This is a genomic window from Pseudomonas allii, assembly GCF_055380095.1.
Genome location: NZ_AP039450.1, coordinates 5,043,395 through 5,064,491 on the forward strand (window position 1 = coordinate 5,043,395; position 21,097 = coordinate 5,064,491).

20 protein-coding genes and 2 pseudogenes are annotated in these 21,097 nt (G+C 61.1%); 3 read left to right on the top strand and 19 right to left on the bottom strand.

The window, feature by feature from the left end:
- Positions 1–239 precede the first annotated feature (239 nt).
- The 5 genes from ACZ445_RS22975 to ACZ445_RS22995 form a co-directional block, all read right to left on the bottom strand.
- On the bottom strand, positions 240–1,055 hold the full coding sequence (locus ACZ445_RS22975; RefSeq protein WP_058427422.1) for an OmpA family protein: 816 nt from the start codon (positions 1,053–1,055) through the stop codon (positions 240–242).
- Positions 1,052–1,414, bottom strand: coding sequence for a DUF4398 domain-containing protein (locus ACZ445_RS22980; RefSeq protein ID WP_058427423.1), 363 nt, complete (start codon positions 1,412–1,414; stop codon positions 1,052–1,054). Before ACZ445_RS22980 ends, ACZ445_RS22975 begins: the two co-directional genes overlap by 4 nt.
- A gap of 9 nt (positions 1,415–1,423) precedes the next feature.
- Positions 1,424–2,239 (bottom strand): substrate-binding periplasmic protein, encoded by an 816-nt coding sequence (locus ACZ445_RS22985; RefSeq protein ID WP_058427424.1) that lies wholly within the window; start codon positions 2,237–2,239, stop codon positions 1,424–1,426.
- Between the two features lie 73 nt (positions 2,240–2,312).
- On the bottom strand, positions 2,313–3,242 hold the full coding sequence (locus ACZ445_RS22990) for an electron transfer flavoprotein subunit alpha/FixB family protein (RefSeq protein ID WP_058427425.1): 930 nt from the start codon (positions 3,240–3,242) through the stop codon (positions 2,313–2,315).
- Positions 3,243–3,244: 2 nt separating this feature from the next.
- Complete coding sequence (locus ACZ445_RS22995) at positions 3,245–3,994, bottom strand: electron transfer flavoprotein subunit beta/FixA family protein (RefSeq protein WP_057009251.1); 750 nt, start codon at positions 3,992–3,994, stop codon at positions 3,245–3,247.
- Between the two features lie 505 nt (positions 3,995–4,499).
- Here ACZ445_RS22995 and ACZ445_RS23000 point away from each other — a divergent pair.
- The gene (locus ACZ445_RS23000) at positions 4,500–6,164 is read left to right on the top strand and encodes a 4Fe-4S dicluster domain-containing protein (RefSeq protein ID WP_179040854.1); all 1,665 of its coding nucleotides are present in this window, start codon (positions 4,500–4,502) and stop codon (positions 6,162–6,164) included.
- Positions 6,165–6,206: 42 nt separating this feature from the next.
- Here the strand turns inward: ACZ445_RS23000 and ACZ445_RS23005 are convergent, their stop codons facing one another.
- Entirely contained in the window at positions 6,207–7,100 is an 894-nt protein-coding gene (locus ACZ445_RS23005) for an AraC family transcriptional regulator (protein WP_071491451.1), read from the bottom strand.
- A gap of 181 nt (positions 7,101–7,281) precedes the next feature.
- Between ACZ445_RS23005 and ACZ445_RS23010 the strand changes: the two genes are divergently transcribed.
- Entirely contained in the window at positions 7,282–8,334 is a 1,053-nt protein-coding gene (locus ACZ445_RS23010) for an NAD(P)-dependent alcohol dehydrogenase (protein ID WP_058427428.1), read from the top strand.
- On the opposite strand, the gene ACZ445_RS23015 is transcribed toward ACZ445_RS23010, so the two are convergent.
- The 6 genes from ACZ445_RS23015 to ACZ445_RS23040 form a co-directional block, all read right to left on the bottom strand.
- On the bottom strand, positions 8,335–9,138 hold the full coding sequence (locus tag ACZ445_RS23015; RefSeq protein ID WP_058427429.1) for an IclR family transcriptional regulator: 804 nt from the start codon (positions 9,136–9,138) through the stop codon (positions 8,335–8,337).
- A 188-nt stretch (positions 9,139–9,326) separates the two neighbouring features.
- Positions 9,327–10,292 (bottom strand): L-arabinose ABC transporter permease AraH, encoded by a 966-nt coding sequence (araH, locus tag ACZ445_RS23020; RefSeq protein WP_028617559.1) that lies wholly within the window; start codon positions 10,290–10,292, stop codon positions 9,327–9,329.
- Between the two features lie 17 nt (positions 10,293–10,309).
- Positions 10,310–11,809, bottom strand: a complete 1,500-nt coding sequence (gene araG, locus ACZ445_RS23025) for an L-arabinose ABC transporter ATP-binding protein AraG (RefSeq protein ID WP_464707619.1) — start codon at positions 11,807–11,809, stop codon at positions 10,310–10,312.
- Positions 11,806–12,786: a substrate-binding domain-containing protein gene (locus tag ACZ445_RS23030; protein WP_058427431.1), complete on the bottom strand. Its 981-nt coding sequence runs from the start codon at positions 12,784–12,786 to the stop codon at positions 11,806–11,808. Before ACZ445_RS23030 ends, araG begins: the two co-directional genes overlap by 4 nt.
- Positions 12,787–12,818: 32 nt before the next feature.
- On the bottom strand, positions 12,819–13,640 hold the full coding sequence (locus ACZ445_RS23035; RefSeq protein WP_179040790.1) for an SDR family oxidoreductase: 822 nt from the start codon (positions 13,638–13,640) through the stop codon (positions 12,819–12,821).
- Positions 13,641–13,864: 224 nt separating this feature from the next.
- Entirely contained in the window at positions 13,865–14,344 is a 480-nt protein-coding gene (locus ACZ445_RS23040) for a GNAT family N-acetyltransferase (protein WP_058427433.1), read from the bottom strand.
- Between the two features lie 189 nt (positions 14,345–14,533).
- On the opposite strand from ACZ445_RS23040, the pseudogene ACZ445_RS23045 reads away from it, so the two are divergent.
- Positions 14,534–14,863 (top strand): annotated as a pseudogene (locus ACZ445_RS23045) (hypothetical protein); the annotation flags it as partial.
- On the opposite strand, the pseudogene ACZ445_RS23050 reads toward ACZ445_RS23045, so the two are convergent.
- The 7 genes and pseudogenes from ACZ445_RS23050 to ACZ445_RS23080 form a co-directional block, all read right to left on the bottom strand.
- Positions 14,851–15,670, bottom strand: a pseudogene (locus ACZ445_RS23050) (purine-cytosine permease family protein); the annotation flags it as partial. The pseudogenes ACZ445_RS23045 and ACZ445_RS23050 overlap by 13 nt on opposite strands.
- A 74-nt stretch (positions 15,671–15,744) precedes the next feature.
- Positions 15,745–16,746 (bottom strand): ADP-ribosylglycohydrolase family protein, encoded by a 1,002-nt coding sequence (locus ACZ445_RS23055; RefSeq protein WP_058427438.1) that lies wholly within the window; start codon positions 16,744–16,746, stop codon positions 15,745–15,747.
- Positions 16,743–17,456, bottom strand: coding sequence for a GntR family transcriptional regulator (locus ACZ445_RS23060; protein WP_058427439.1), 714 nt, complete (start codon positions 17,454–17,456; stop codon positions 16,743–16,745). The genes ACZ445_RS23055 and ACZ445_RS23060 overlap by 4 nt, the downstream gene beginning before the upstream one ends.
- 70 nt (positions 17,457–17,526) lie before the next feature.
- Complete coding sequence (locus tag ACZ445_RS23065) at positions 17,527–18,087, bottom strand: DUF1285 domain-containing protein (protein WP_058427440.1); 561 nt, start codon at positions 18,085–18,087, stop codon at positions 17,527–17,529.
- A 16-nt stretch (positions 18,088–18,103) separates the two neighbouring features.
- Positions 18,104–18,709, bottom strand: a complete 606-nt coding sequence (locus ACZ445_RS23070) for a DUF4823 domain-containing protein (RefSeq protein ID WP_464707620.1) — start codon at positions 18,707–18,709, stop codon at positions 18,104–18,106.
- A gap of 204 nt (positions 18,710–18,913) precedes the next feature.
- Complete coding sequence (locus tag ACZ445_RS23075; RefSeq protein ID WP_058427442.1) at positions 18,914–19,882, bottom strand: GTP 3',8-cyclase MoaA; 969 nt, start codon at positions 19,880–19,882, stop codon at positions 18,914–18,916.
- Positions 19,883–19,997: 115 nt separating this feature from the next.
- Entirely contained in the window at positions 19,998–20,666 is a 669-nt protein-coding gene (locus ACZ445_RS23080; protein ID WP_058427443.1) for a TetR/AcrR family transcriptional regulator, read from the bottom strand.
- Positions 20,667–21,097 lie beyond the last annotated feature (431 nt).

Genomic DNA, 21,097 nt, shown 5'->3' on the forward strand with positions numbered 1-21,097 from the left:
CGATTTCACGGGTATTTTATTTTTGTGTGAAACATACCGGCACAGTTTAGAAGTGTACGGGGACAGTTGCCACAATAGTCGAGCGCGCGTTGCAGTGACAGTAAAAACTGTAAGGGTGTACTCCTAAAAGTGTGGGAGGGGGCTTGCCCCCGATGACGGTGGGTCAGCGACAGATTTGCTGACTGATGCACCGCTATCGGGGGCAAGCCCCCTCCCACATTCAGAGCGGCTCCAGGCTTCTATCGGGCAGCGCCCAGTTGGCCTTTTTCGTCAGAGAAGACGATTTCAACGCGACGGTTCTGCGCCCTGCCCCGCTCGGAGGCATTGGCCTCCACCGGGTACTGGTCGCCATACCCTTCCACCTGGATGCGTTTTTCGTCGATCCCCAGGTCGACCAGCACATCAGCCACCGACTGCGCGCGGTCGCGGGACAGTTTGAGGTTTTCCTGCTCGCCGCCGGTGTTATCGGCGTAGCCCTCGATACGCACCACACGCTTGGGGTTCAGTTGCAAGAACTGCACGATCTTGAGCACTGTGCGGTTGGCCGAGTTCTTCAGCTCGGCGTCACCGGTGTCGAACAGCACATCGCCCAGGGTCATCACCAGGCCACGATCGGTCTGGGTGGTGGTCAGGCTGGCGATCTGCTCTTCAAGCCATTTACCCTGCTGCTGCACGCTGCTCAGCTTGCTTTCACGCAGCGCCAGCTGCAGGCGCTGGCGCTCCAGTTCGAGCTTGGCGCCGCGCTCCTGGTTGAGCGCCTGTTCGGTGTGTTCGCGGGCAATCGCGCTATAGCGCTGGCTCAAGTAGGCGTAATGCACCACGTCGGCACCGCTGCCCCAGTAGCTGGACAGGCGATCGGCACGGGCCAGGGACTCACCGGCGCGGATCACGTCCTTGGGCGCAAAGCGCAACACATTGGCGTCTTCCTTGACCTTCTGGAAGTCATTCCCGGCCTGTTGCAGGGCCTGTTCGCTGTCGGGATGGCTGGCACAACCGCCCAATACAGCAGTGCCCAACAGCAGCGCACAGCCCAAACCACGGATCATCGGACTCATTGGGCTTCCCCCAACTGCAATTGCTTGCGCAGGCGAGTGATGCGGGTGTTGAGCACGTTCAACTGCTCCTGGCTCTTGCGGGTCAACACTTTGGCTTCCGCCAGACGCGCGTCCAACTCGGCTTGCTCAAAGCGCATGCGTGCATTTTTGTAGGACTGGTCAGCCATGCTCGACTTGGCCCGGGCGAATTTCTCTTCGGCCAGTTTCAGTTCGGGCGATTCATCGGGGTTGGCGCCAACAGCGCTGGCTTGCTCCAGGGCTTGCTGGGTGAGGCGAATTTGTTCATTCGGCGCAGGATCAGCTGCACATCCCGCCAGAGCGACAACGGCGAGGGCCGCGAAAAGAGGTCGAAGAGTCACTGAAAATCCCTACTTTGTTGGGGTGCCGACGGGTTGTTGCAATTGCGCTTTCCAACGTTCCAGATTGCGCTGCAATGCGGCTTCCGTCACACCAGACCCGGGCAATTCTGTCATCTTTTTGGCGAGCTGTCCGCGCAACCACGGATCGTTGCAGGCCGAGTTGTGGGAAATCGCCAGGTACAGGCCCGGCTGATCGACGGGCACGTCGCGGGTGATCAGGTCGTTGCTCATGCCCAAGGTCTGTGCCATTGCCATGCCGGAATAACGCCCGGCGAGGACATAGTCGACCTCTCCCAGCAGCAGCTTCTGAAACGCCGGCGTCAGGGACGGCAGGCGTTGCAGGCTCAATTGCTGGCCGGCGAACGTTTCGAAGGCGGCACTCAAGCGCGCACGTTCCGACACCGCGCCTTTGTGCCCGTGCAGGTCGGCCGCCGTGGTGTAGACCAGCGCTGAATCCTTGCGCGTCCACACCAGATAGTCCAACTGCACCAGGGCCGGGTGGATGTAGTCGAGGGTTTCCAGCTCGCCCAGGTTCAGCGGCGCATCGGCAAGGATATCCATGCGCCCGCTGCGCACCTCATCCAGGGCCAGCGAGCGTTTGCCGCCATAGAGCAGGTCGATTTTCAACCCGAGGTCCTTGCCCACCTGTTGCAGCACGTCGGCGGTGGCGCCGATCAGGTGCGTGGGGTCTTGCGGGTCACGCCAGAGCAGGGGCGGCGCGTCCGGGCTGCCGGTGATCACCAGGCGGTCGCATTTGCCGGCGGCCAGCGCCAGGCTCGGCAGCAGTGTGAGGCCCAGCAGTACAGCCCAGGGGCGCAATTCCATGGCGTGTGTCTCCAACAAGTCAAAAAAAAGCCCGGTCACTAGGACCGGGCTCTTTATAAGTGAAGCGACTGGATTAGACCAGCTTCTCCAACTCAGGGACGGCTTCGAACAAGTCCGCCACCAGGCCGTAATCAGCCACCTGGAAGATCGGTGCTTCTTCGTCCTTGTTGATCGCAACGATCACTTTGGAATCCTTCATACCGGCCAAGTGCTGGATCGCGCCAGAGATACCGACGGCGATGTACAGCTGTGGCGCAACGATCTTGCCGGTCTGGCCGACCTGCATGTCGTTGGGCACGAAACCTGCGTCGACGGCCGCGCGGGAAGCGCCGACCGCAGCGCCCAGCTTGTCGGCCAAGGCGTACAGGTGCTTGAAGTTGTCACCGTTCTGCATGCCACGCCCGCCGGAAACGACGATCTTGGCAGCGGTCAGCTCAGGACGGTCCGACTTGGCCAGCTCTTCGCCTACAAAGCTGGAGGTGCCAGCGTCGTGGGCAGCAGCGACGGCTTCAACGGCAGCCGAACCACCTTCAGCGGCAACCGGGTCGAAACCGGTGGCACGCACGGTGATGACTTTGACCGAAGCGTTGGACTGTACGGTCGCGATAGCGTTACCGGCATAGATCGGGCGCTTGAAGGTGTCTGCGCTTTCGACCGAGATGATCTCGGAGATCTGGTCAACGTCCAGCTGCGCAGCAACGCGTGGCAGGATGTTTTTGCCGTTGGAGGTGGCGGCAGCCAGGATGTGGCTGTAGCCAGCACCAAGCTCTGCAACCAGAGGCGCAACGTTTTCCGGCAGTTGGTGAGCGTAGGCCGCGTTGTCGGCGACCAGTACTTTGCTCACGCCAGCGACTTTCGCAGCGGCTTCAGCCACCGCGCCAGCGCCCTGGCCTGCAACCAATACGTGGATATCACCACCGATTTTCGCAGCGGCAGCCACGGTGTTCAGAGTGGCCGGGGCCAGCACCTTGTTGTCGTGTTCAGCGATTACCAAGATAGTCATGATTAGATTACCTTCGCTTCGTTTTTCAGTTTCTCAACCAGTTCAGCCACCGACTTGACCTTGATGCCCGCGCTGCGTGCAGCCGGTGCTTCAACTTTTACGGTCTTGTTGGTGGAGGCGGTGGAAACGCCCAAAGCTTCCGGAGTCAGCGACTCAAGCGGCTTCTTCTTGGCTTTCATGATGTTTGGCAGGGACGCGTAGCGCGGCTCGTTCAAACGCAGGTCGGTGGTGACGATGGCCGGCAGTTTCAGGGAAACAGTCTGTGCGCCGCCGTCGATTTCACGGGTGACAGCCACGCTGTCGCCGCTTACTTCGACTTTGGAGGCGAAGGTGCCCTGGCCGTAACCGGTCAGCGCAGCCAGCATCTGGCCAGTCTGGTTGTTGTCGCTGTCGATCGCCTGTTTGCCGAGGATCACCAGCTGAGGCTGTTCCTTGTCGACAACGGCCTTGAGCAGCTTGGCCACGGCCAGGGAGGTCAGCTCTTCAGCGGACTCGACCAGGATGGCGCGGTCGGCGCCCAGTGCCAGGGCGGTACGCAGCTGCTCTTGAGCAGTGGTCGGGCCGATGGAAACCACGACGATTTCAGTCGCCACGCCTTTCTCTTTCAGGCGTACGGCTTCTTCCACAGCGATTTCGCAGAAAGGGTTCATCGACATCTTTACGTTAGCAAGGTCGACGCCGGAATTGTCCGCCTTGACGCGAACTTTCACGTTGTAATCGACAACGCGTTTGACAGCTACAAGAACCTTCATGGATTCCTCGTTACTCTCCGGTGAAAAGAAAGTCGCCTAGGCGAACCTGGCGGTTGATGCTCATCGGCACACAAGGGCACCTCCAAAAACGCAGGCGGCGACCTTGCTCACGGGAAATGATGACCGTTCGTCAGGGGTGACTGAGAGGTCATTCTTTATCGCAGCGTGTAAACTGCGCGCCAGTGTCTGGGCACGCGTCACCTGTCTTGCTTTTGGACGTGCTCTTGAAACCTGCTGTCTGCCTACGGTAAGCGCAAAACCGACCGTATATTGACCGGAACGCCTATTCTGGTCAATACGGCAAAATAGCCAGTCATAAGCCGCACCACTTTGATTTATCTAGCCTGCGGGCAATTCAAACAAACGTTTGTATTGGACGCTGCCAGTGGTGTAGATATAATGCGCCACCTAGAGAGAAAGGTGGGTCTTGCCGTTGCCGCAAGACAACACCGAACCTCCACCATTAGAAAAAAAAGCCTGTTGAGCCTTGAGTAGGAGATAGCCTGTGGAACGCGAATACATGGAATTCGACGTGGTCATCGTCGGCGCTGGCCCGGCGGGACTGTCTGCCGCCTGCCGACTGAAGCAGAAGGCCGCCGACGCCGGTAAGGAAATCAGCGTCTGCGTGGTCGAGAAAGGCTCCGAAGTCGGCGCGCATATCCTCTCCGGTGCCGTGTTCGAACCCCGCGCCCTGAACGAACTGTTCCCGGACTGGAAAGAGCTCGGTGCCCCGCTCAACACCCCGGTAGTGCGCGACGACATCTATGTACTGCGCAGCCCCGAAGCCTCCACCAAGGTCCCTGACTTCTTTGTGCCCAAGACCATGCACAACGAAGGCAACTACATCATCTCCCTGGGCAACCTGTGCCGCTGGCTGGCCCAGCAGGCCGAGAACCTCGGTGTGGAAGTCTACCCAGGCTTCGCCGCCCAGGAAGCGCTGTTCGACGAAAACGGCGTGGTGCGCGGGATCATCACCGGTGACCTCGGCGTCGACCGCGAAGGCAACCCGAAAGAAGGCGTCTACACCCCCGGCATGGAACTGCGTGGCAAATACACGCTGTTCGCCGAAGGTTGCCGTGGCCATATCGGCAAGCAGTTGATCCAGCGTTTCAACCTGGACAGCGACGCCGACGCCCAGCACTACGGCATCGGCCTCAAGGAAATCTGGGAAATCGACCCGGCCAAACATCAGCCTGGCCTGGTGGTGCACACCGCCGGCTGGCCGCTGGACATCATGAGCGCCGAGAACACCGGCGGCTCGTTCCTCTATCACCTGGAAAACAACCAGGTGGTCGTCGGCCTGATCGTCGACCTGTCCTACAGCAACACCTTCCTGTCGCCGTTCGATGAGTTCCAGCGCCTCAAGCACCACCCGGTGCTGGCCCAGTACCTCGAAGGCGGCAAGCGCATCAGCTACGGCGCGCGTGCCATCTGCAAAGGCGGCCTGAACTCGCTGCCGAAGATGGTCTTCAAGGGCGGCGCGCTGATCGGTTGCGACCTCGGCACCCTGAACTTCGCCAAAATCAAGGGCAGCCACACCGCGATGAAGTCCGGCATGCTCGCCGCCGACGCCGTGGCCGACCGCCTGTTCGCCGAATCCGAGGGCGGTGAGGAACTGACCGCTTACGTCGACAGCTTCAAGTCCAGCTGGCTGTACGAAGAACTGTTCGCCAGCCGCAACTTCGGCCCGGCGATGCACAAGTTCGGCCCGATCATCGGTGCCGGCTTCAACTGGTTCGACCAGAACATCCTGGGCGGCAAGATGCCGTTCACCCTGCACGACACCAAGCCGGACTATGCCTGCCTCAAGCTGGCCAAGGACAGCAAGAAGATCGACTACCCGAAACCCGACGGCAAGCTGAGCTTCGACAAGCTGAGCTCGGTGTTCATCTCCGGTACCAACCATGAAGAAGAACAGCCGTGCCACTTGAAGCTGAAAGACGCGAGCATCCCGATCGGCACCAACCTGCCGCTCTACGATGAACCGGCGCAGCGCTACTGCCCGGCCGGCGTGTATGAAGTGATCACCCAGGAAGACGGCGAGAAGCGCTTCCAGATCAACGCCCAGAACTGCGTGCACTGCAAGACCTGTGACATCAAGGACCCTTCGCAGAACATCACCTGGGTTACGCCGGAAGGCGCGGGTGGGCCGACTTACCCGAATATGTAAGCTCGCGGCTCGAACAAAAAGGCTCCCAAATGGGAGCCTTTTTTATGCTGCGCGCTCTTCGCCGGGATTACGCAGGAAATAGCGTTTATATTCCCGACTGAACTGCGACGTACTCTGATACCCCACGCTATGCGCCGCCTGCGCCACGCCCATGCCGTCCACCAGCAGCAACTGCTGGGCCTTGAGCAGGCGCAAACGCTTCAGGTACTGCACCGGCGACAACAGCGTGCAGCGCTTGAAATGCTCATGAAACGTCGACGCACTCATGTGCGCATACCCCGCCAGCGTCTCGATATTCAGCGGCTCGGCGTAATGGGCATGCAGGTGATTCAATGACGTGGCAATGCGCGAAAACTGCCCCTGCTGTTCCACCAGCGCCCGCAACACATCCGCCTGCGGACCTCGTAAAGCGGTGAACAACACTTCCCGGACCCGCGCCGGCCCCATGATCCGGCTTTCCAGCGGATCGTGCAGACACTCCAATAGCCGTTCGACGGCACCGCGCATCGCATCATCGAGCATCACCGAACTCATCGACTCCAGCGTCTGCGCCGTGGGCGGCGGCCCGGCCTGAATGCCCATGGCCATCACCAATTCGCCCAAGACCACGCGGTCAATGCCCACCGTGACACCATACAACGGCGCATCGGAGCCCATGGCAAACGTCTCGCACTCGAACGGCACCGGCATGGCCTGGATCAGGTAATGCCCGGCGCCATACTCCAGCGTGCGCGGCCCCAGGTAGGCGACTTTGCTGCCTTGGGCCACGAACATCAGGCTTGGCTCATAGATCTGCGGCCCGCGTGCCACGTCACAACTGGCGCGCAGCACTTGCACACCGGGCAGGTGGGTCGGGGAGAAACCGTCGCAGGGCGTAAGCCCCTCAATCAAGGCAACCAAGGTGGCGTTGGCATCGAGATGGCGGGTCAACAACATGGCAAAAAACTTCGCGAATAAGGGATGAGAACATCATCGCAGGTCTGGCGGCCAATGGATCCAAACCAGGGGCACTCCCGGACGAATAGGCATGAGACTCGGAGCATTTGCCATGTTCGCTCCCAGGGTCGGCGCGCAAAATGCGCCACCTCTCCTGTCCAAGCTTTTGCGAGGTTTCCCCATGTACACCGCCATCGGTTATGCCGCCCAGTCGGCCACCACTCCCCTCGCCCCCATGTCTTTCCAGCGCCGCAGCCCGCGCGCCGATGACGTGGCCATCGAGATCCTCTACTGCGGCGTCTGCCACTCCGACATCCACCAGGCGCGCAACGAATGGGGCATTGCCGTGTACCCGCTGATGCCGGGCCACGAGATTGTCGGCAAGGTCACCGCCGTGGGCGCCAATGTCACCGCGCACAAAATTGGCGACCTGGTAGGCGTGGGCTGCATGGTCGACTCGTGCCGCCACTGCGACGCCTGCAAATCGGACCTGGAGCAATACTGCCTCGAAGGCCCGACAATGACCTACGCCACCCCAGACCGCGTCGACGGCAGCAACACCATGGGCGGTTACTCCGACAGCATCGTGGTCAGCGAGCACTTCGTGGTGAAGATCCCGGCCAAGCTCGACCTGGCCAGCGCGGCGCCGATCCTGTGCGCCGGCATCACCACCTACTCGCCGCTCAAGCACTACGGCGTGAAGGCCGGGGATAAAGTCGGCGTGCTGGGCATGGGTGGCCTGGGCCATATGGGCATCAAGTTCGCCAAGGCCATGGGCGCGGAAGTGACGCTGTTCACCCGCTCGGCGAGCAAAGCCGAAGAAGGCCGTCGCCAGGGTGCCGACCATGTGATCGTGTCCACCGATGCCGAGCAGATGAACGCCGCCGCCGGCCGTTTCGACTTCCTGTTGGACACCATCCCGGTGCAGCACGACCTGAACCCCTACCTCGACGTGCTGCGCTTTGACGGCGTGCACATCCTGGTCGGCTTGATCGAGCCGGTCGACCCGCCCGTCAACGCCGCCAAGCTGGTGCTGGGCCGCAAAGTGCTGGCCGGTTCCTTGATCGGTGGCATTGCCGAAACCCAGGAAGTCCTGGATTTCTGCGCCGAGCACAACATCACCTGCGACATCGAAATGCTCGACATCCGCCAGATCAACGAAGCCTACAGCCGCATGATCGCCGGCGATGTGAAGTACCGCTTTGTCATTGACATGGCGACCTTGAAGGCCTGATCAGGCCTTCGCGCCCAACTCCGCCGACAGCCGCGCTGCGACCTGTTTGACCACGGGAATCAGCTCGGCCATTTTCTCCAGCGGCATGTAGGGCACGGTACTGGCGATGCTGATGCCGGCGACAATCCGCCGGCTGGCATCGCGCACCGGTGCCGCCACGCAGCGGATCGACGGTTCGTTGTCTTCCAGGTCGAACGCATACCCGCCCACCACGTATTCACGCATGCGCTGCTCGAACTGTGCCCAGGATTGTTCCGGGTGCTGCGGCCATTGCAGGCTTTTCCCGCCTACCGGCAGGCTGACGTCGTACAGACGCTGCCACTCTTCCACCGTGTCATCCAGCAGCAATGCCTTGCCAATTCCGGTGCGCGCCAGCGGCATGCGGTGGCCGACCCGCGAGCGCATTTCCGGGCCATTGCGGCCAGGGTTCTTGTGCAGGTACAGCACGTCGTCGTATTCGCGGATGGCCAGGTGGATGGTGTCACCGGTCAGCGCCGACAGCTCATCCAGATACGGGATGGCCAGGGTCACCAGCGGCAGCTCTTCCCGCGCCTGAAACCCCAGCTCGATCAACTTCGGCCCCAGCAGGTAACCGACTTGCGGCACCACGCGCAGGTAACGCTCGTCCACCAGGCAACTGGCCAGGCGGTGGGTGGTGCTGCGGGTGGTGCCGATGCGCTTGGCGATCTCTTTCAGATCCCGCGCACCCGCCGCCACGGCCTGCACCACGCCCAGGCCACGCAGCAGGGTCTGGGTGCCGGTGGGAGCGGCGTCTTTGACGGGGGTGTGGGCGTTTTCCTGCATATCGGGCCTATGTGGTGGTACGAAAACGAGCGGCATTATGGCAAAAGCTGAACCTCAATACAGCGCAGATCCAAATGTGGGAGGGGGCTTGCCCCCGATAGCGGTGTGTCAGTGAATGCATGTTTTTCTGACGTGCCGCCATCGGGGGCAAGCCCCCTCCCACATTTGGATCTTCATAGGGCTCGGGATCAGCGTTGCTTCATGCGGTCGATAATGACCGCCAGCAACAGGATCGAACCCCGGATCACATACTGGTAGAAGGTGTCGATGTTCTTCAAGTTCATCGCATTCTCGATGATCGCCAAAATCAACACCCCGGCAATCACATGGCGGATCATGCCGATGCCGCCACTCAACGACACCCCGCCCAACACGCACGCCGAGATCACGGTCAGCTCGAAGCCCTGCCCAATCATCGGCTGGCCCGAGGTCATGCGCGAGGCGAGGATCACCCCGGCCAACGCACCAATCAGACCGTGTACGGCAAAGATGATGATCTTGGTGCGATCGACGTTCACCCCGGCCAGCAATGCCGCTTCCTGGTTACCGCCGATGGCCATGGTGTTGCGCCCATAGGTGGTGTAGTTGAGCAGCCAGCCGAAGAACACAAAGCACAGCACGGTGATGATGATCGGCACCGGCACGCCCATCAACTGGCCGTTGCCGAATACGAAGAAACCTTCGTCCATCACGCCGACGGCCTTACCGTTGGAGAAGATGTAAGCCAGGCCGCGCACGATCTGCATGGTCGCCAACGTCGCGATCAAGGCGTTGATGCGCAGCTTGGCGATGACGATGCCATTGATCAGCCCCACCACCAGGCCCATGGCCAGCGCCGCCGACACACCGAGCACCACGCTGTCGGTGTCACGGATCACGATACCCGCGACCACACCGGCGCAGGCGATCACCGAGCCCACCGACAAGTCGAAATGCCCGGATGCCAGGCAGAACAACATGGTGCACGCGGCGATGCCCACGGTGGAAATCGCCAGGCCCAGCCCACGCATGTTCAGCGGCGAAAGGAAGTTGTCGATAAACAACGCGCTGAGCACAAAGATGCTCAACGCGGCGAGCAGCATCACCCAATCATCGAGGAATTTGCGCTGGTTGAAACCCGGCCAGAAGCCCTTTGCAGTTTTTACCTCAGACATCATTCACCTCGAATTCTTCAAGCCCGCGAACGCGGGAGAGCCAGTTGCAACAGCCGTGCTTCATCCGCCTGGTCGCGCGTGAGTTCGCCGGTCAGGGCGCCTTCGCTCATCACCAGGATGCGGTCGGAAATACCCATCACTTCCATCAGGTCACTGGACACCACGATTACCGCAATACCGCTGGCCGCCAGGTTATGGATAATCTGGTAGATCTCCGACTTGGCGCCGATATCGATGCCACGCGTTGGCTCATCCAGCAGCAGTACTTTCATCGGCATCGACAACCAGCGGCCGAGAATGGCCTTCTGCTGGTTGCCGCCGGACAGGTACATGATTTTCTGTTCGGCGTTCGGCGTCTTGACCTTCATGGCCTTGATTTGCCGGTCAGCGTTGGCCGTTTCCCAGCCGTCGCGCAGCAGCCAGCCGAACGCGGAGTGGGCGCCACGCGCGCTGATATTGATGTTCTCGGCGACGCTGGAGAGCGGAATGATGCCTTCCTTCTTGCGGTCCTCCGGGCACAGCAGCACCCCGGCGGCGATGGCATCGCGGGGTGAATGCAGCTGCAGTGGTTGCCCGCAGAGCTCCAGGCGTCCTGCGGTGCTGCGGGTCAAACCACTCAGCAGCCGAAACAGCTCCGTGCGCCCTGCCCCGACCAAGCCGAACAGACCGAGAATCTCGCCCTTGTGTACCTGAAGGCTGACCGGTTCACGCAGGCCCGGGCCAAGCAAGCCCTCGACCTTCAGCGCTACATCGCCCTGTTCACGCGGGCGGTAGTCGTAGATGTCCTGGATATCGCGACCGACCATGCACGTCACCAACTGGTCGTGGGTGAGGGTGCTCATGTCGTCGAAGGTACGCACGTAGCGGCCGTCCTTGAACACCGTCACCGCGTTGCAGATGCGGAACACTTCCTCCATGCGATGGGACACGTAGAGCACCACTTTGCCTTCATCGCGCAGGCGCGTGATGATCGCCATCAAGCGGTCGATCTCCCGCGCCGACAGGCTGCTGGTGGGCTCGTCGAAGGCAATCACATGGGCGCCACGGGACAGCGCCTTGGCGATTTCCACCAGTTGGCGCTGGCCAAGGGAAAGCCGACCAAGCTTCTCATCCGGATCGATTTCATCCGCCAGCCCCTTGAGGCAGGCCAACGCTTGCTGGCGCAACTGGCTGCGGTTGACCACCCCGAAGCGCGTCGGCAGGTGCCCAAGGAACAGGTTCTCGGCCACGGTCATTTCCGGCACCAGGTGCAGTTCCTGGTGGATCACCGCCACGCCGCTGGCAATGCTGTCGGCGGCAGACTTGAAGTCCATGGTCTGCGCGCCGATCTGCAGCGTGCCGCTGCTGGGCAGGTAGGCACCGCCGAGGATTTTCAGCAGCGTCGACTTGCCCGCGCCGTTCTCACCCATCAACGCATGCACCTCACGCGGCCGCGCTTCAAAGCTGATCTGCGCCAGGGCTTTCACACCGGGAAACTCCTTGCCGATGCCGTTGAAGCGCAAGGCCGCGCCGGTCATTTCCACAACCCGATCTTGGTCAGCTCTGCCTGGAAGTTGGCGCGGGTGATCAGGGTCACTTCGTCCATCGCCGTGTATTTCGCAGGTTCCTTGCCGGTGGTGACCCACTCATACATCGCCAACGCGGTGTTGTAACCCTCGATATGCGGGCTGGGCAGCATCGAGCCGAAGAAGCCGCTGTCAGCCTTTTTCAACTCGCCGATGGCGTCGGTGCCATTGATGCCGATACCGATCACGTTGGCCGCCTTGAAGCCCGCGCTTTCGGTGGCACGTACGCCGCCGAGCACGGTGTTGTCATTCATGCCGCCGATGATCAGGTTTTTCGCGCCTGCGGGCAGTTTGACCAAGGCCGAGTTGGTCGCGTCCATGCTGCCCGGTACGTCGAGGGTCTTGAGCGCGGCGGTCAGGATATGGTCTTTGGGCAGGCCGGCGTCTTCCAGCGACTTGATCGAACCGTCGGTGCGCTTCTTGCCGGTGTCGAGTTCGTTATAGGTGTTGATCACGGCGTAGGTGTCCTTCCAGTCCCAGCCGCGGTTTTTCGCTTCGGTTGCCATTGCGGCGCCCTGCTTCTGGCCCACCTCAAAGGCGGCCATGCCCAGGTACGGCACGTCTTCCATGAAGTTGCCCTTGGCATCGACAAAGCGGTCATCCACGGCCATGACTTTCAGGCCATTGACCTTGGCCTTGGCGACGATGGCCGGGCCGAGGGACACGTCCGGCGGGCAGATCACAAAGCCCTTGGCGCCGTTGGCAGCCAGGCTGTCGATGGCCGAGAGGGTTTTTTCACCATCGGGCACGGCGATCTTGATCACGGTAAAGCCGTGCTCTTTGCCGGCTTTCTCGGCGAAGGCCCATTCGGTCTGGAACCAGGGTTCTTCGGCCTGCTTGACCAGGAAGCCGATCTTCACTTCTTCGGCGAGTGCGACGCTGCTGAACACCATTGCCAGTGCCAGGGTGCCTAGAGTCTTCTTGAACATGAACCACCTCTTTCTTGTTATTGGAAAACGCGTTAGTCGTGGTACATCACAGACCGCCCGCCATCGATCATCAGGCAGGTGGCGTTGATAAAAGGCGCCTCGTCGGTCGCCAGAAACAGCGCAGTCATCGCCACCTCGATCGGCTGGCCGATGCGCTTGGGCGGGTGCAGGTCGAACGCACGCTGGCGCTCGGCGTGGGGGTCGGGGAAACCGTTCCAGTAGTCGACATTGAGTTGGGTTTCGATGTAGCCCGGCGCGATGGCATTCACACGGATGCCCTTGGGCCCGTATTCGATGCCGAGGGCGCGGGTCAGGCCAAGCAGGCCATGCTTGGCCACGGGATAGGGGAAGCAGCCGGGGATGATGTGGCTGGAATGGGTGGAGGCAATGTTGATGATGTTGCCGATGCCCTGCTCGATCATGAACGGCAGCACCGTGCGGCAGCCGTACCAGGCGCCGTCGAGGTCGATGGCGAAGCAGCGGCGCCAGTCTTCGTCGGTCATCTCCAGCGGGTCGCGGAACACATTGACCCCGGCGCAATTGACCAGCACATCCACCCGGCCGAAGCGCTCGATGGCCACATTGACCAGCGCCTGCCATTGTTCCTTGGAAGTGATGTCGACGGGTTGCGCGTAGATTTCGGCGCCACGTGCGCGCCAGTGGGCGGCAACGTGCTCAACCTTTTCGCCCTGGATATCAGCGATGACCAGCTTCGCCTGTTGCGCCTGGAAACACGCGACGATCGCCTCGCCAATACCCTGGGCGGCACCGGTGATGATCACCACTTTGCCTTTGAGCCGCTCGCCGTAGGTGGGTTCGGGCACGGCGGGGAGTGACAACGGTTGTGCCTGCATCGCTTCACCTGTTTTATTTTTGGTAGTGAGTGCTGATGCAGCCGACTATAAACCCATCTTTTGAAACATCTCAATATATAAATTTGCATCCCACATAGTGAGCATAAGGCAAAAAAATGTGGGAGGGGGCTTGCCCCCGATGGCGGTGAATCAGTCAGCATCTTTTGGTGACTGACACTCCGCTATCGGGGGCAAGCCCCCTCCCACATTTTGATCTACGGTCTTTAGCCTAGGGCGAAGTCACGCAGCGCATCACCTTCCATGCGATAACGCACCCACTCTTCCTGCGGCTGGGCACCGATGGATTTATAGAACGCAATCGCCGGTTCGTTCCAGTCCAGCACGCTCCACTCGAAGCGCCCGCAGCCGTTGTCGAACGCGATCTTCGCCAGGTGGCGCAAGAGCTTCTTGCCCGCGCCGCCGCCGCGTTGCTCCGGGTTGATGTACAGGTCTTCCAGGTACAGGCAGTTGCTGCCCAGCCAAGTGGAATAGCTGAAGAAGAACACCGCAAAACCAATCGGCAGGCCATCGCGCAAACAGATCAGGCCATGGGCGGTCGCCCCTTCGCTGAACAGGCTACGCTCGATGTCCACCACACTGGCGATCACTTCATGCCGGGCCTTCTCGTACTCGGCAAGCTCGGTGATGAAAGTCAGGATCTGCGAAGCATCGCTGGGCACGGCAGGGCGAATCTCGATGGTCATGGGCGAGCCTTGGCAATTTCAAAGCACACATACTAAGGCGCTTTCGTGACGAGTTGCAGCGCAATTCGTGGTCACTGGCACACAAAATCTTACAGGTAGACCAAGACCGTTCGTCGCCATCAAGGCACGAACGAAGAACACCGGCGGACCAATAGAGGGTAAGGACATTCATCATATGGAGACACCCTCATGAAGCATTCCAAGTTTGCTGCCCTCGCCCTGGCTGGCCTGTTGTCTTCGGTTTCGCTGAGCGGTTTTGCGGCCACCTCCTCTACCGGCCCGACCAATCCGGACGCCACCACCGAGTCCCAGAAATCCATGGGCACCGGCCTGGACACCAATGGCGGCGCAGTCATTGACAATACCAATGCCGCTGACCCGCATACCCAGGGCCATGACACCCAACGCCAGGCACCAGCCGCCGTCGGCAACGGCAAAATGGGTCCATCGGTCAATGAACCCAAGATCAATAAGGGCGATGACTCGAACCTGCCCGGCGCTCCGAAACAACCTGCCGAGAGTGATCAGCAGCACCAGCGGAATGCCCGCACCGAACGCCGCCGACGCCACCAGGCGCACGGCCTTGACGCTGCGGCGCTGGTAGCGCGACATGTCCGCGCCGGCGTTGGCCCAGCCGATACCCGTGCCAGCGGCCATGGTGCCGATGCCGATGATCATCGCGCTCAAGGGTGCCGGGGTAGCGTTGAACACCGCGCTCCAGTCGATCGTGGCGCAGAGGAAGCCGCCGACCAGGATGTTCAACGCGCCGAACACGTAGGTAGCCCACTTCTGGATCACCAGCAAGGTGGCGTGGCCCAGCCCGGATACCGATAAGGTCAGCAGCACGAAGATGGCGATGAAGACCAGGGTGAGCACCGGTGCGCTTTTGGCTTCGACCGGCGAGCCGAACAGGATCGAGCACAACGACAGCAGCACAAAGGCCGCCGTGGTGGTGTTGACGGTTTCCCAGCCCAGGCGCGACATCAGCGACACAAGGGTCGGGCCGATATTGCCGCGCACACCGAAGATGGCGCGGGACAGGGTCAGGCTGGGCGCACGGCCACGGCGGCCGGCGATGGAGATGATGCCGACCACCGCAAAGGAGCCGGCGGCGCCGAGGATCGCCACGATGATGGCCTGCCAGATCGCCAGGCCGCGAAACGCGACCAGCGTGGCGCCGAGCGGCAAGCCGAGGATGCTGATATTGGCCGCGAACCACACCCAGAACAGTTGCAGCGGGTGGCCGTTGCACTCGCCTTCCGGGACCGGTTCGATGCCGCGTGTTTCCAATTGCCCGGCGCTCTGGCCAGAAGATGTGCTGCTCATGAGGGGGTGCTCCAAGTGCCTGTATTGTTGTGGTTGTGGCAGGTATACAAAGCGAATCTTCCGGTCGTCCTGACTCAGCGCATTTTCAACAGCTCTTGAACCAGCGATTGCAGATCCAGGCCATTGACCTGCTTGACCTGTTCGATCAGCGCCTCGGGCCAGCACTGCATGCCCAGGCACGCGCCGAGCATGGCGCCGAGAATCGCCGCGATGGTGTCAGTATCGCCGCCAAGGCTGGCCGCCAGGCACAACGCCTCGAAGGCATTCATCTCGCCCACCGCCACTTGCTGGGCCAGGGCGAACGACACCACCACCGACTCCTGGGACGCGACGGAGGTGCCGATCAATTCGTACAACAGGTCCGCGAACAGGGCCTTGTCACCGCTGCCGACGCTCAAGGTCCGCGCCCAGCTGATGCGCGTGGACATCCGCCCACCCGCGATCCAGTGACCATGGCCTTCGGCCTGCTGGGCAACCTGGGTGCCGATGTTCAACGCTTCGCCCAGGTCCACGCCGTTGATGCCGGCCGATACCACCGCCGCCACCGCCGCCGCACTGGAAATACCCAGGGTGGTGTTGTGGGTGACCTGGCAGGCCTGGATCACCGCCTGGATAAACGGCGCCGGGTCGCTGACATCGGCGGCAATCCCCACTGGCGTGATGCGCATTGCGGCGCCGTTGGTGGTGCCGTAACGGCCGGATTCTTCCGGTGTGTGGCCGGCGAGGATCATGTCGATCGCACGCTTGGTGGAGGGGCCGAGCAAATCCTGCGAGCCCTTGGCGCGCATCACCGCTTCCCAGTCGATCAGGCGCTGGGCAAGCACGGTGGGCTCGATCTTGCCTTGGCCTTCCACCAGCAACTCGCCCACCAGCATGGCCTGTTCGGTGTCATCGGTGATGGAACCGGCAGGCATGTTCGGTGCGATGGGCTGGTCGGCGTCGGCGTGTTCCAGGCCGGTGATGGCACCGAAACGCGCGCGCACCTGTTCGCGGCTCAGGGACTGGGTCGGCATGCCCAGGGCATCGCCCAAGGCCAGGCCGTAGAAGGCGCCGAGGGCGCGATTGAGCGAGGTCATTTCGAGTTTCCAAATTGCAGGTGCAGGCGAAAGTGCAGAGGGTCGAGCAAGCTTTCGACATACTCCATGAAACGCTCGCGACGGTCGTAGGTGGTACGCGAGGCCTTGAGGAACACCGTGCCGGCTGGGCGGCCAAGCAACTCGGCATCTTCATCGCTGAGGGGCTCCGCACCGATCCATTGGTCGCCTTCGGCGCCGACATAACCGTAGGCAGCCAGGGTAATGGTCAGGGAATTATCGATCAGGCCGACTCTCGGCAGGCCTTCCAGGCCTCCGGAAGCGGGCATCAGCGAGCGTTCCAGGGACACGACAGTGCCGTCGGTGGTGCGACGGCGACGGTCGAGGGCAATGAATTGGTCGCTGCCAAAACGGCTGAGCAAGTCCGGGCGGGTCACCGCTTCCAGGCGCAGGATATCGGTGTTGACCTTCGCACCGGTGTCCTCCAGGGCTTGGGCCCAGCCGCTGCGCTGGTCAAGCACCATGCCGTCAAAAGTGACGATGGAGCCGACGCCGCTCTGGGTCGCGATGTAGTTACGCCGCTTGAGTTCGGCCAGGGCCTCACGCAGGGTGCCGCGGCTGACCGCGAACTCTTCGGCCAACTGATGCTCTCCCGGCAGCAGGAAACCGTCTGCCATCACCCCACCCTCGATACGGCGGATGAGCTCGTCGACGACGCGTTTTTTCTTATCAAATCGAACATGTCTAATCATGTACAAATTGATAACGCAAAGCGCCCATGTGCAGCAAGCGAATTATTTCAGGGAGATGATAAAACCGGCCTCAGGGCTCCAGGCCAATAGGGAAAAACTCCCCTGCGCTCCAGACGCCCAGCCAGTTCTGACCGTTGATCGGACGGCTCACTGCCAGCTCCACCAATTGGTAGAACGCATTGCGGTGCACCAGGGCTTCGAGGTTGCTGCGCACTCGCAGATAGGGTGCGGGCTCCTGGGTCACAGGATCGATCACCACCCGCAGAGGGTGTTCGAGGCCGGCTTCGACCTGCTCATCGACGTTAGTGGTGAAGCGCAGCACCTGGCTTTCGCCCTGCCCTTCGACTTCCAGTGTAATGGCGACAAACGGCGCATCATCGACGGTGATGCCGACTTTTTCTACAGGAGTAATCAGGAAGTAATCATCGCCGTCGCGGCGGATGATGTTGGAGAACAGCTTGACCATCGGCTTGCGCCCGATCGGCGTGCCTTGGTAGAACCAGGTGCCATCACGGGCGATGCGCATGTCGATGTTGCCGCAGAAGTCCGGGTTCCATAGGTGCACCGGCGCCGGTCCCTTGCCTTTGGGCAATTGGGCCAACAGGTCGTTGGCCTTGGCGGAATCGGTCATGGGGTTCTCCTGGGTCTTATGGATTGCTCATCCCCAACAGGCCGCGGGCGTACTGCGCCAGGGGGCGGGCGATCAGGTCTTGTGGCTTGTTGTCGTGGAACGTCAGTAAACCGCCACGACTGCGTATACGTGCAGTATCAATCAAATACTGGGTGCTGATCTCGATCAACATGATCTGGATGACGCCGCTGTCCAGGCCGACGCGGTCGAGGGCTTCCTGGTCGGCCCATTCATCCGCGTTGCCGATGCGGTCATCCGCCTTGGCGAAACGGCAGTACAGCAGGTAGTGAGCCCCCGCCGCACGGGCTTCAGCCATGGCCTGCTCCAGGCCTTCGGGCTGACGGGCCCGGCGCACCATGGGGAAGTATTCGACAAAACCATTGAAGGCTTCTTCGGCCACCACGTTCGGACGCGGGTAAGCACTACCCGGCGGCACGAAAGCGCCCTGGGCGATAAAGACAAAGGAGTCCGGCTGTATGCGTACCGAAGCGGTACGGCGGGTATCGCTGTGGTCGAGCAAACCGGCGTCGCTCATCTGATAGCGGGTGCCTTCGGCCATATCGCTGACGGTCATGCAGCCACTCAGCGTCAACGACGCCAGCAACAAAACCAGACTACGCATCCTAATCCTCCAGAAGCCGGTGACGGAAAACCGGCGAATGGGCGTGTGATGCAGGTTCTGCGCCATTTGGTGACAACCCATAACAAATGTGGGAGGGGGCTTGCCCCGATAGCGGTGTATCAGCCCACTCATGTATAGCGGACCCACCGTAATCGGGGGCAAGCCCCCTCCCACATTTGGTTGTGTGCTGTCTGAGCGGGTTGGTTAGCCGCCGATGATTTTCATGATGGTGGCGCCGCCCGAGAAGGCCACTTCCTGTTTGTCGCCCAGGGCCTTCATCAACAGGCCTTGCAACGCCGGCAGCGCTTGATGGCGCGGCTTGTCCAGCAGGTCGCCGACGTAGTGACGGTTACTCGACGACAGGCAGCCATGCAGCCAGCCGGTGGACGACAAGCGCAACCGCGAACAGGTGCGGCAGAACGGCACGCTCTCGTTGGCGATCACACCAAAGAAGCCCTTGCCCGGCACTTCGTAGCGTACGGCCGTGGCGTCCACGGGGGCGTTGGCTTGCAGGTATTCATACTGTTCGCCGATCAGGCCCAGCAGTTGTTGCAGGCTGACAAACTGCTGCAGGAACGCGTTGGAGTCCTTGGCTAAATGGCCCATGCGCATCAACTCGATAAAGCGCAACTCGTAGCCACGCTCCAGGCAATAGTCGAGCAGCGGCATGACCTGGTCGAGGTTCTGGCCGCGTAACGGCACCATATTGACCTTGATCTTGATGCCGGCAGCGCGGGCCTGGTCCATGCCGTCGAGCACAGTGGCCAGGTCGCCACCACGGGCAATACTGCGGAAGGCATCCGCATCCAGAGTGTCGAGGGACACGTTGATACGCTTGATCCCGGCCTCCACCAGCAACGGCAGCTTGCGCGCCAGCAGTTGGCCGTTGGTGGTCAGGCTGATATCGCTGAGCCCCATCCCCCCCACTGCGCCCATGAAGGCTTCGAGCTTGGGGCTGACCAGCGGCTCGCCGCCGGTGATGCGCAGGCGGTCGATGCCCGCCGCTTCGATCAGGTATTCCACACCACGGGCCATGGCCTCGGCCGAGAGTTCGTCCTGGGCAGCCACCAGCCGCTTGCCGTTAGGCACGCAGTAGGTACACGCGTAATTGCAGGCTGAGGTCAGGCTGATCCGCAAATTGCGAAAACGCCTGCCTTGACGATCAACGATCATGGATCACTCCGGCAGAGGATGATTCGGGCGCGCTAAAAGCTGACTGATAAATCAGCTTTTAGCAAGAGTCCTTGTCTGAGTATATTCCTGGGGTACTGCGCGTGGCAGCAAATCATTACGTGGCAGGCGTTTGGGCCGGCGCCGCTTCAATCGCCGGCGGCTCACTGCTGTGCTTGCGCTTGTTGCCCATGCGCACGCCGATATCCATCAAAAACTGGAAGAAACCTTCCTGGTCTTCCAGCACGTTGCTCCAGAACGGCGAGTGGTACAGCGCCACGGCACCATGCACCAGGGCCCAGGCGGCGCAGTAGTGGAAATACGGCGGCACATCTTCAAGCTTGCCTTCACTGATGCGGCCCTTGATCAGCAGGGTCAGGCGTTCGAAGTTCGAGGCGCGGATCTTGTGCAGTTCCTCGACCATCTCCGGCACCTGATGGCCCTTGACCACCTTCTCCTCCAGCCGGTCGAACAGGCGATAGCGCTGCGGGTCACGCATGCGGAACTCGAAGTAGGCACGGGACAGGGCTTCCTTGTCCTTGTCGACATCGGCCGAGTGCAGCAGCTCGTTCAAGTCGCGCTCATAGTCGAGCATCAGGCGCAGGTAGATCTCGGCCTTGGACTTGAAGTGCTTGTAGATCGTGCCTTTGCCGATACCCACGGCATCCGCAATCATCTCGACGGTGACGCTGTCTTCACCTTGTTCGAGGAACAGCTTGAGTGCGGTGTCGAGAATTTCCTGCTCACGGCGGCGAAACTCACGGACCTTACGGGGTTCTTTGTGCATGAGGAAGAGGTCTGCAAAGGTCGGATTAGGGAGGGTTGCGCAGGGCCACGGATACGTGGCGATACGATTTACCCGGTGCGAGGGATTATCCCGACTGAACGGTCGTTGGGCAATGTCTATGTGAACCCGGAATGCACTTTACTTTCAGCGCGCCAACGTTTTCATTGATATCAGTCAGAAATAATACGCAACAACTGCACCCGTGCACCGGCCTGATGAGAACTCAAGCGAAGCGCGCGTATTCCAAATCTGTTTAAAAAACGATCAGTCGCGACTGGACTGAATCGGATACTGATCAATACTTGAACTGTCGGCGTGACATCTCCCCCAAGTGAAGCGCCGACCTGGGTACCAACGGACCGCGTACCCTTGTTTTACTCCTAATGGTCTTAACCCGGATTCCCCCCCCCCAGAACCCGGGTTTTTTTTGC

What these genes read in the sequence shown, in the direction of transcription:
- araG (WP_464707619.1), bottom strand. Translation starts at nt 11,809, where the DNA reads ATGACCGGCGCGGCCTTGCGCTTCAACGGCATCGGCAAGGAGTTTCCC.
- ACZ445_RS23015 (WP_058427429.1), bottom strand. Translation starts at nt 9,138, where the DNA reads ATGCAGGAAAACGCCCACACCCCCGTCAAAGACGCCGCTCCCACCGGC.
- ACZ445_RS22990 (WP_058427425.1), bottom strand. Translation starts at nt 3,242, where the DNA reads ATGACTATCTTGGTAATCGCTGAACACGACAACAAGGTGCTGGCCCCG.
- ACZ445_RS23070 (WP_464707620.1), bottom strand. Translation starts at nt 18,709, where the DNA reads ATGCGTAGTCTGGTTTTGTTGCTGGCGTCGTTGACGCTGAGTGGCTGC.
- ACZ445_RS23060 (WP_058427439.1), bottom strand. Translation starts at nt 17,456, where the DNA reads ATGATTAGACATGTTCGATTTGATAAGAAAAAACGCGTCGTCGACGAG.
- ACZ445_RS23010 (WP_058427428.1), top strand. Translation starts at nt 7,282, where the DNA reads ATGTACACCGCCATCGGTTATGCCGCCCAGTCGGCCACCACTCCCCTC.
- ACZ445_RS23080 (WP_058427443.1), bottom strand. Translation starts at nt 20,666, where the DNA reads ATGCACAAAGAACCCCGTAAGGTCCGTGAGTTTCGCCGCCGTGAGCAG.
- ACZ445_RS23005 (WP_071491451.1), bottom strand. Translation starts at nt 7,100, where the DNA reads ATGTTGTTGACCCGCCATCTCGATGCCAACGCCACCTTGGTTGCCTTG.
- ACZ445_RS22995 (WP_057009251.1), bottom strand. Translation starts at nt 3,994, where the DNA reads ATGAAGGTTCTTGTAGCTGTCAAACGCGTTGTCGATTACAACGTGAAA.
- ACZ445_RS22975 (WP_058427422.1), bottom strand. Translation starts at nt 1,055, where the DNA reads ATGAGTCCGATGATCCGTGGTTTGGGCTGTGCGCTGCTGTTGGGCACT.
- ACZ445_RS23030 (WP_058427431.1), bottom strand. Translation starts at nt 12,786, where the DNA reads ATGTTCAAGAAGACTCTAGGCACCCTGGCACTGGCAATGGTGTTCAGC.
- ACZ445_RS23055 (WP_058427438.1), bottom strand. Translation starts at nt 16,746, where the DNA reads ATGACCTCGCTCAATCGCGCCCTCGGCGCCTTCTACGGCCTGGCCTTG.
- ACZ445_RS22985 (WP_058427424.1), bottom strand. Translation starts at nt 2,239, where the DNA reads ATGGAATTGCGCCCCTGGGCTGTACTGCTGGGCCTCACACTGCTGCCG.
- ACZ445_RS23040 (WP_058427433.1), bottom strand. Translation starts at nt 14,344, where the DNA reads ATGACCATCGAGATTCGCCCTGCCGTGCCCAGCGATGCTTCGCAGATC.
- ACZ445_RS23035 (WP_179040790.1), bottom strand. Translation starts at nt 13,640, where the DNA reads ATGCAGGCACAACCGTTGTCACTCCCCGCCGTGCCCGAACCCACCTAC.
- araH (WP_028617559.1), bottom strand. Translation starts at nt 10,292, where the DNA reads ATGTCTGAGGTAAAAACTGCAAAGGGCTTCTGGCCGGGTTTCAACCAG.
- ACZ445_RS23075 (WP_058427442.1), bottom strand. Translation starts at nt 19,882, where the DNA reads ATGATCGTTGATCGTCAAGGCAGGCGTTTTCGCAATTTGCGGATCAGC.
- ACZ445_RS23065 (WP_058427440.1), bottom strand. Translation starts at nt 18,087, where the DNA reads ATGACCGATTCCGCCAAGGCCAACGACCTGTTGGCCCAATTGCCCAAA.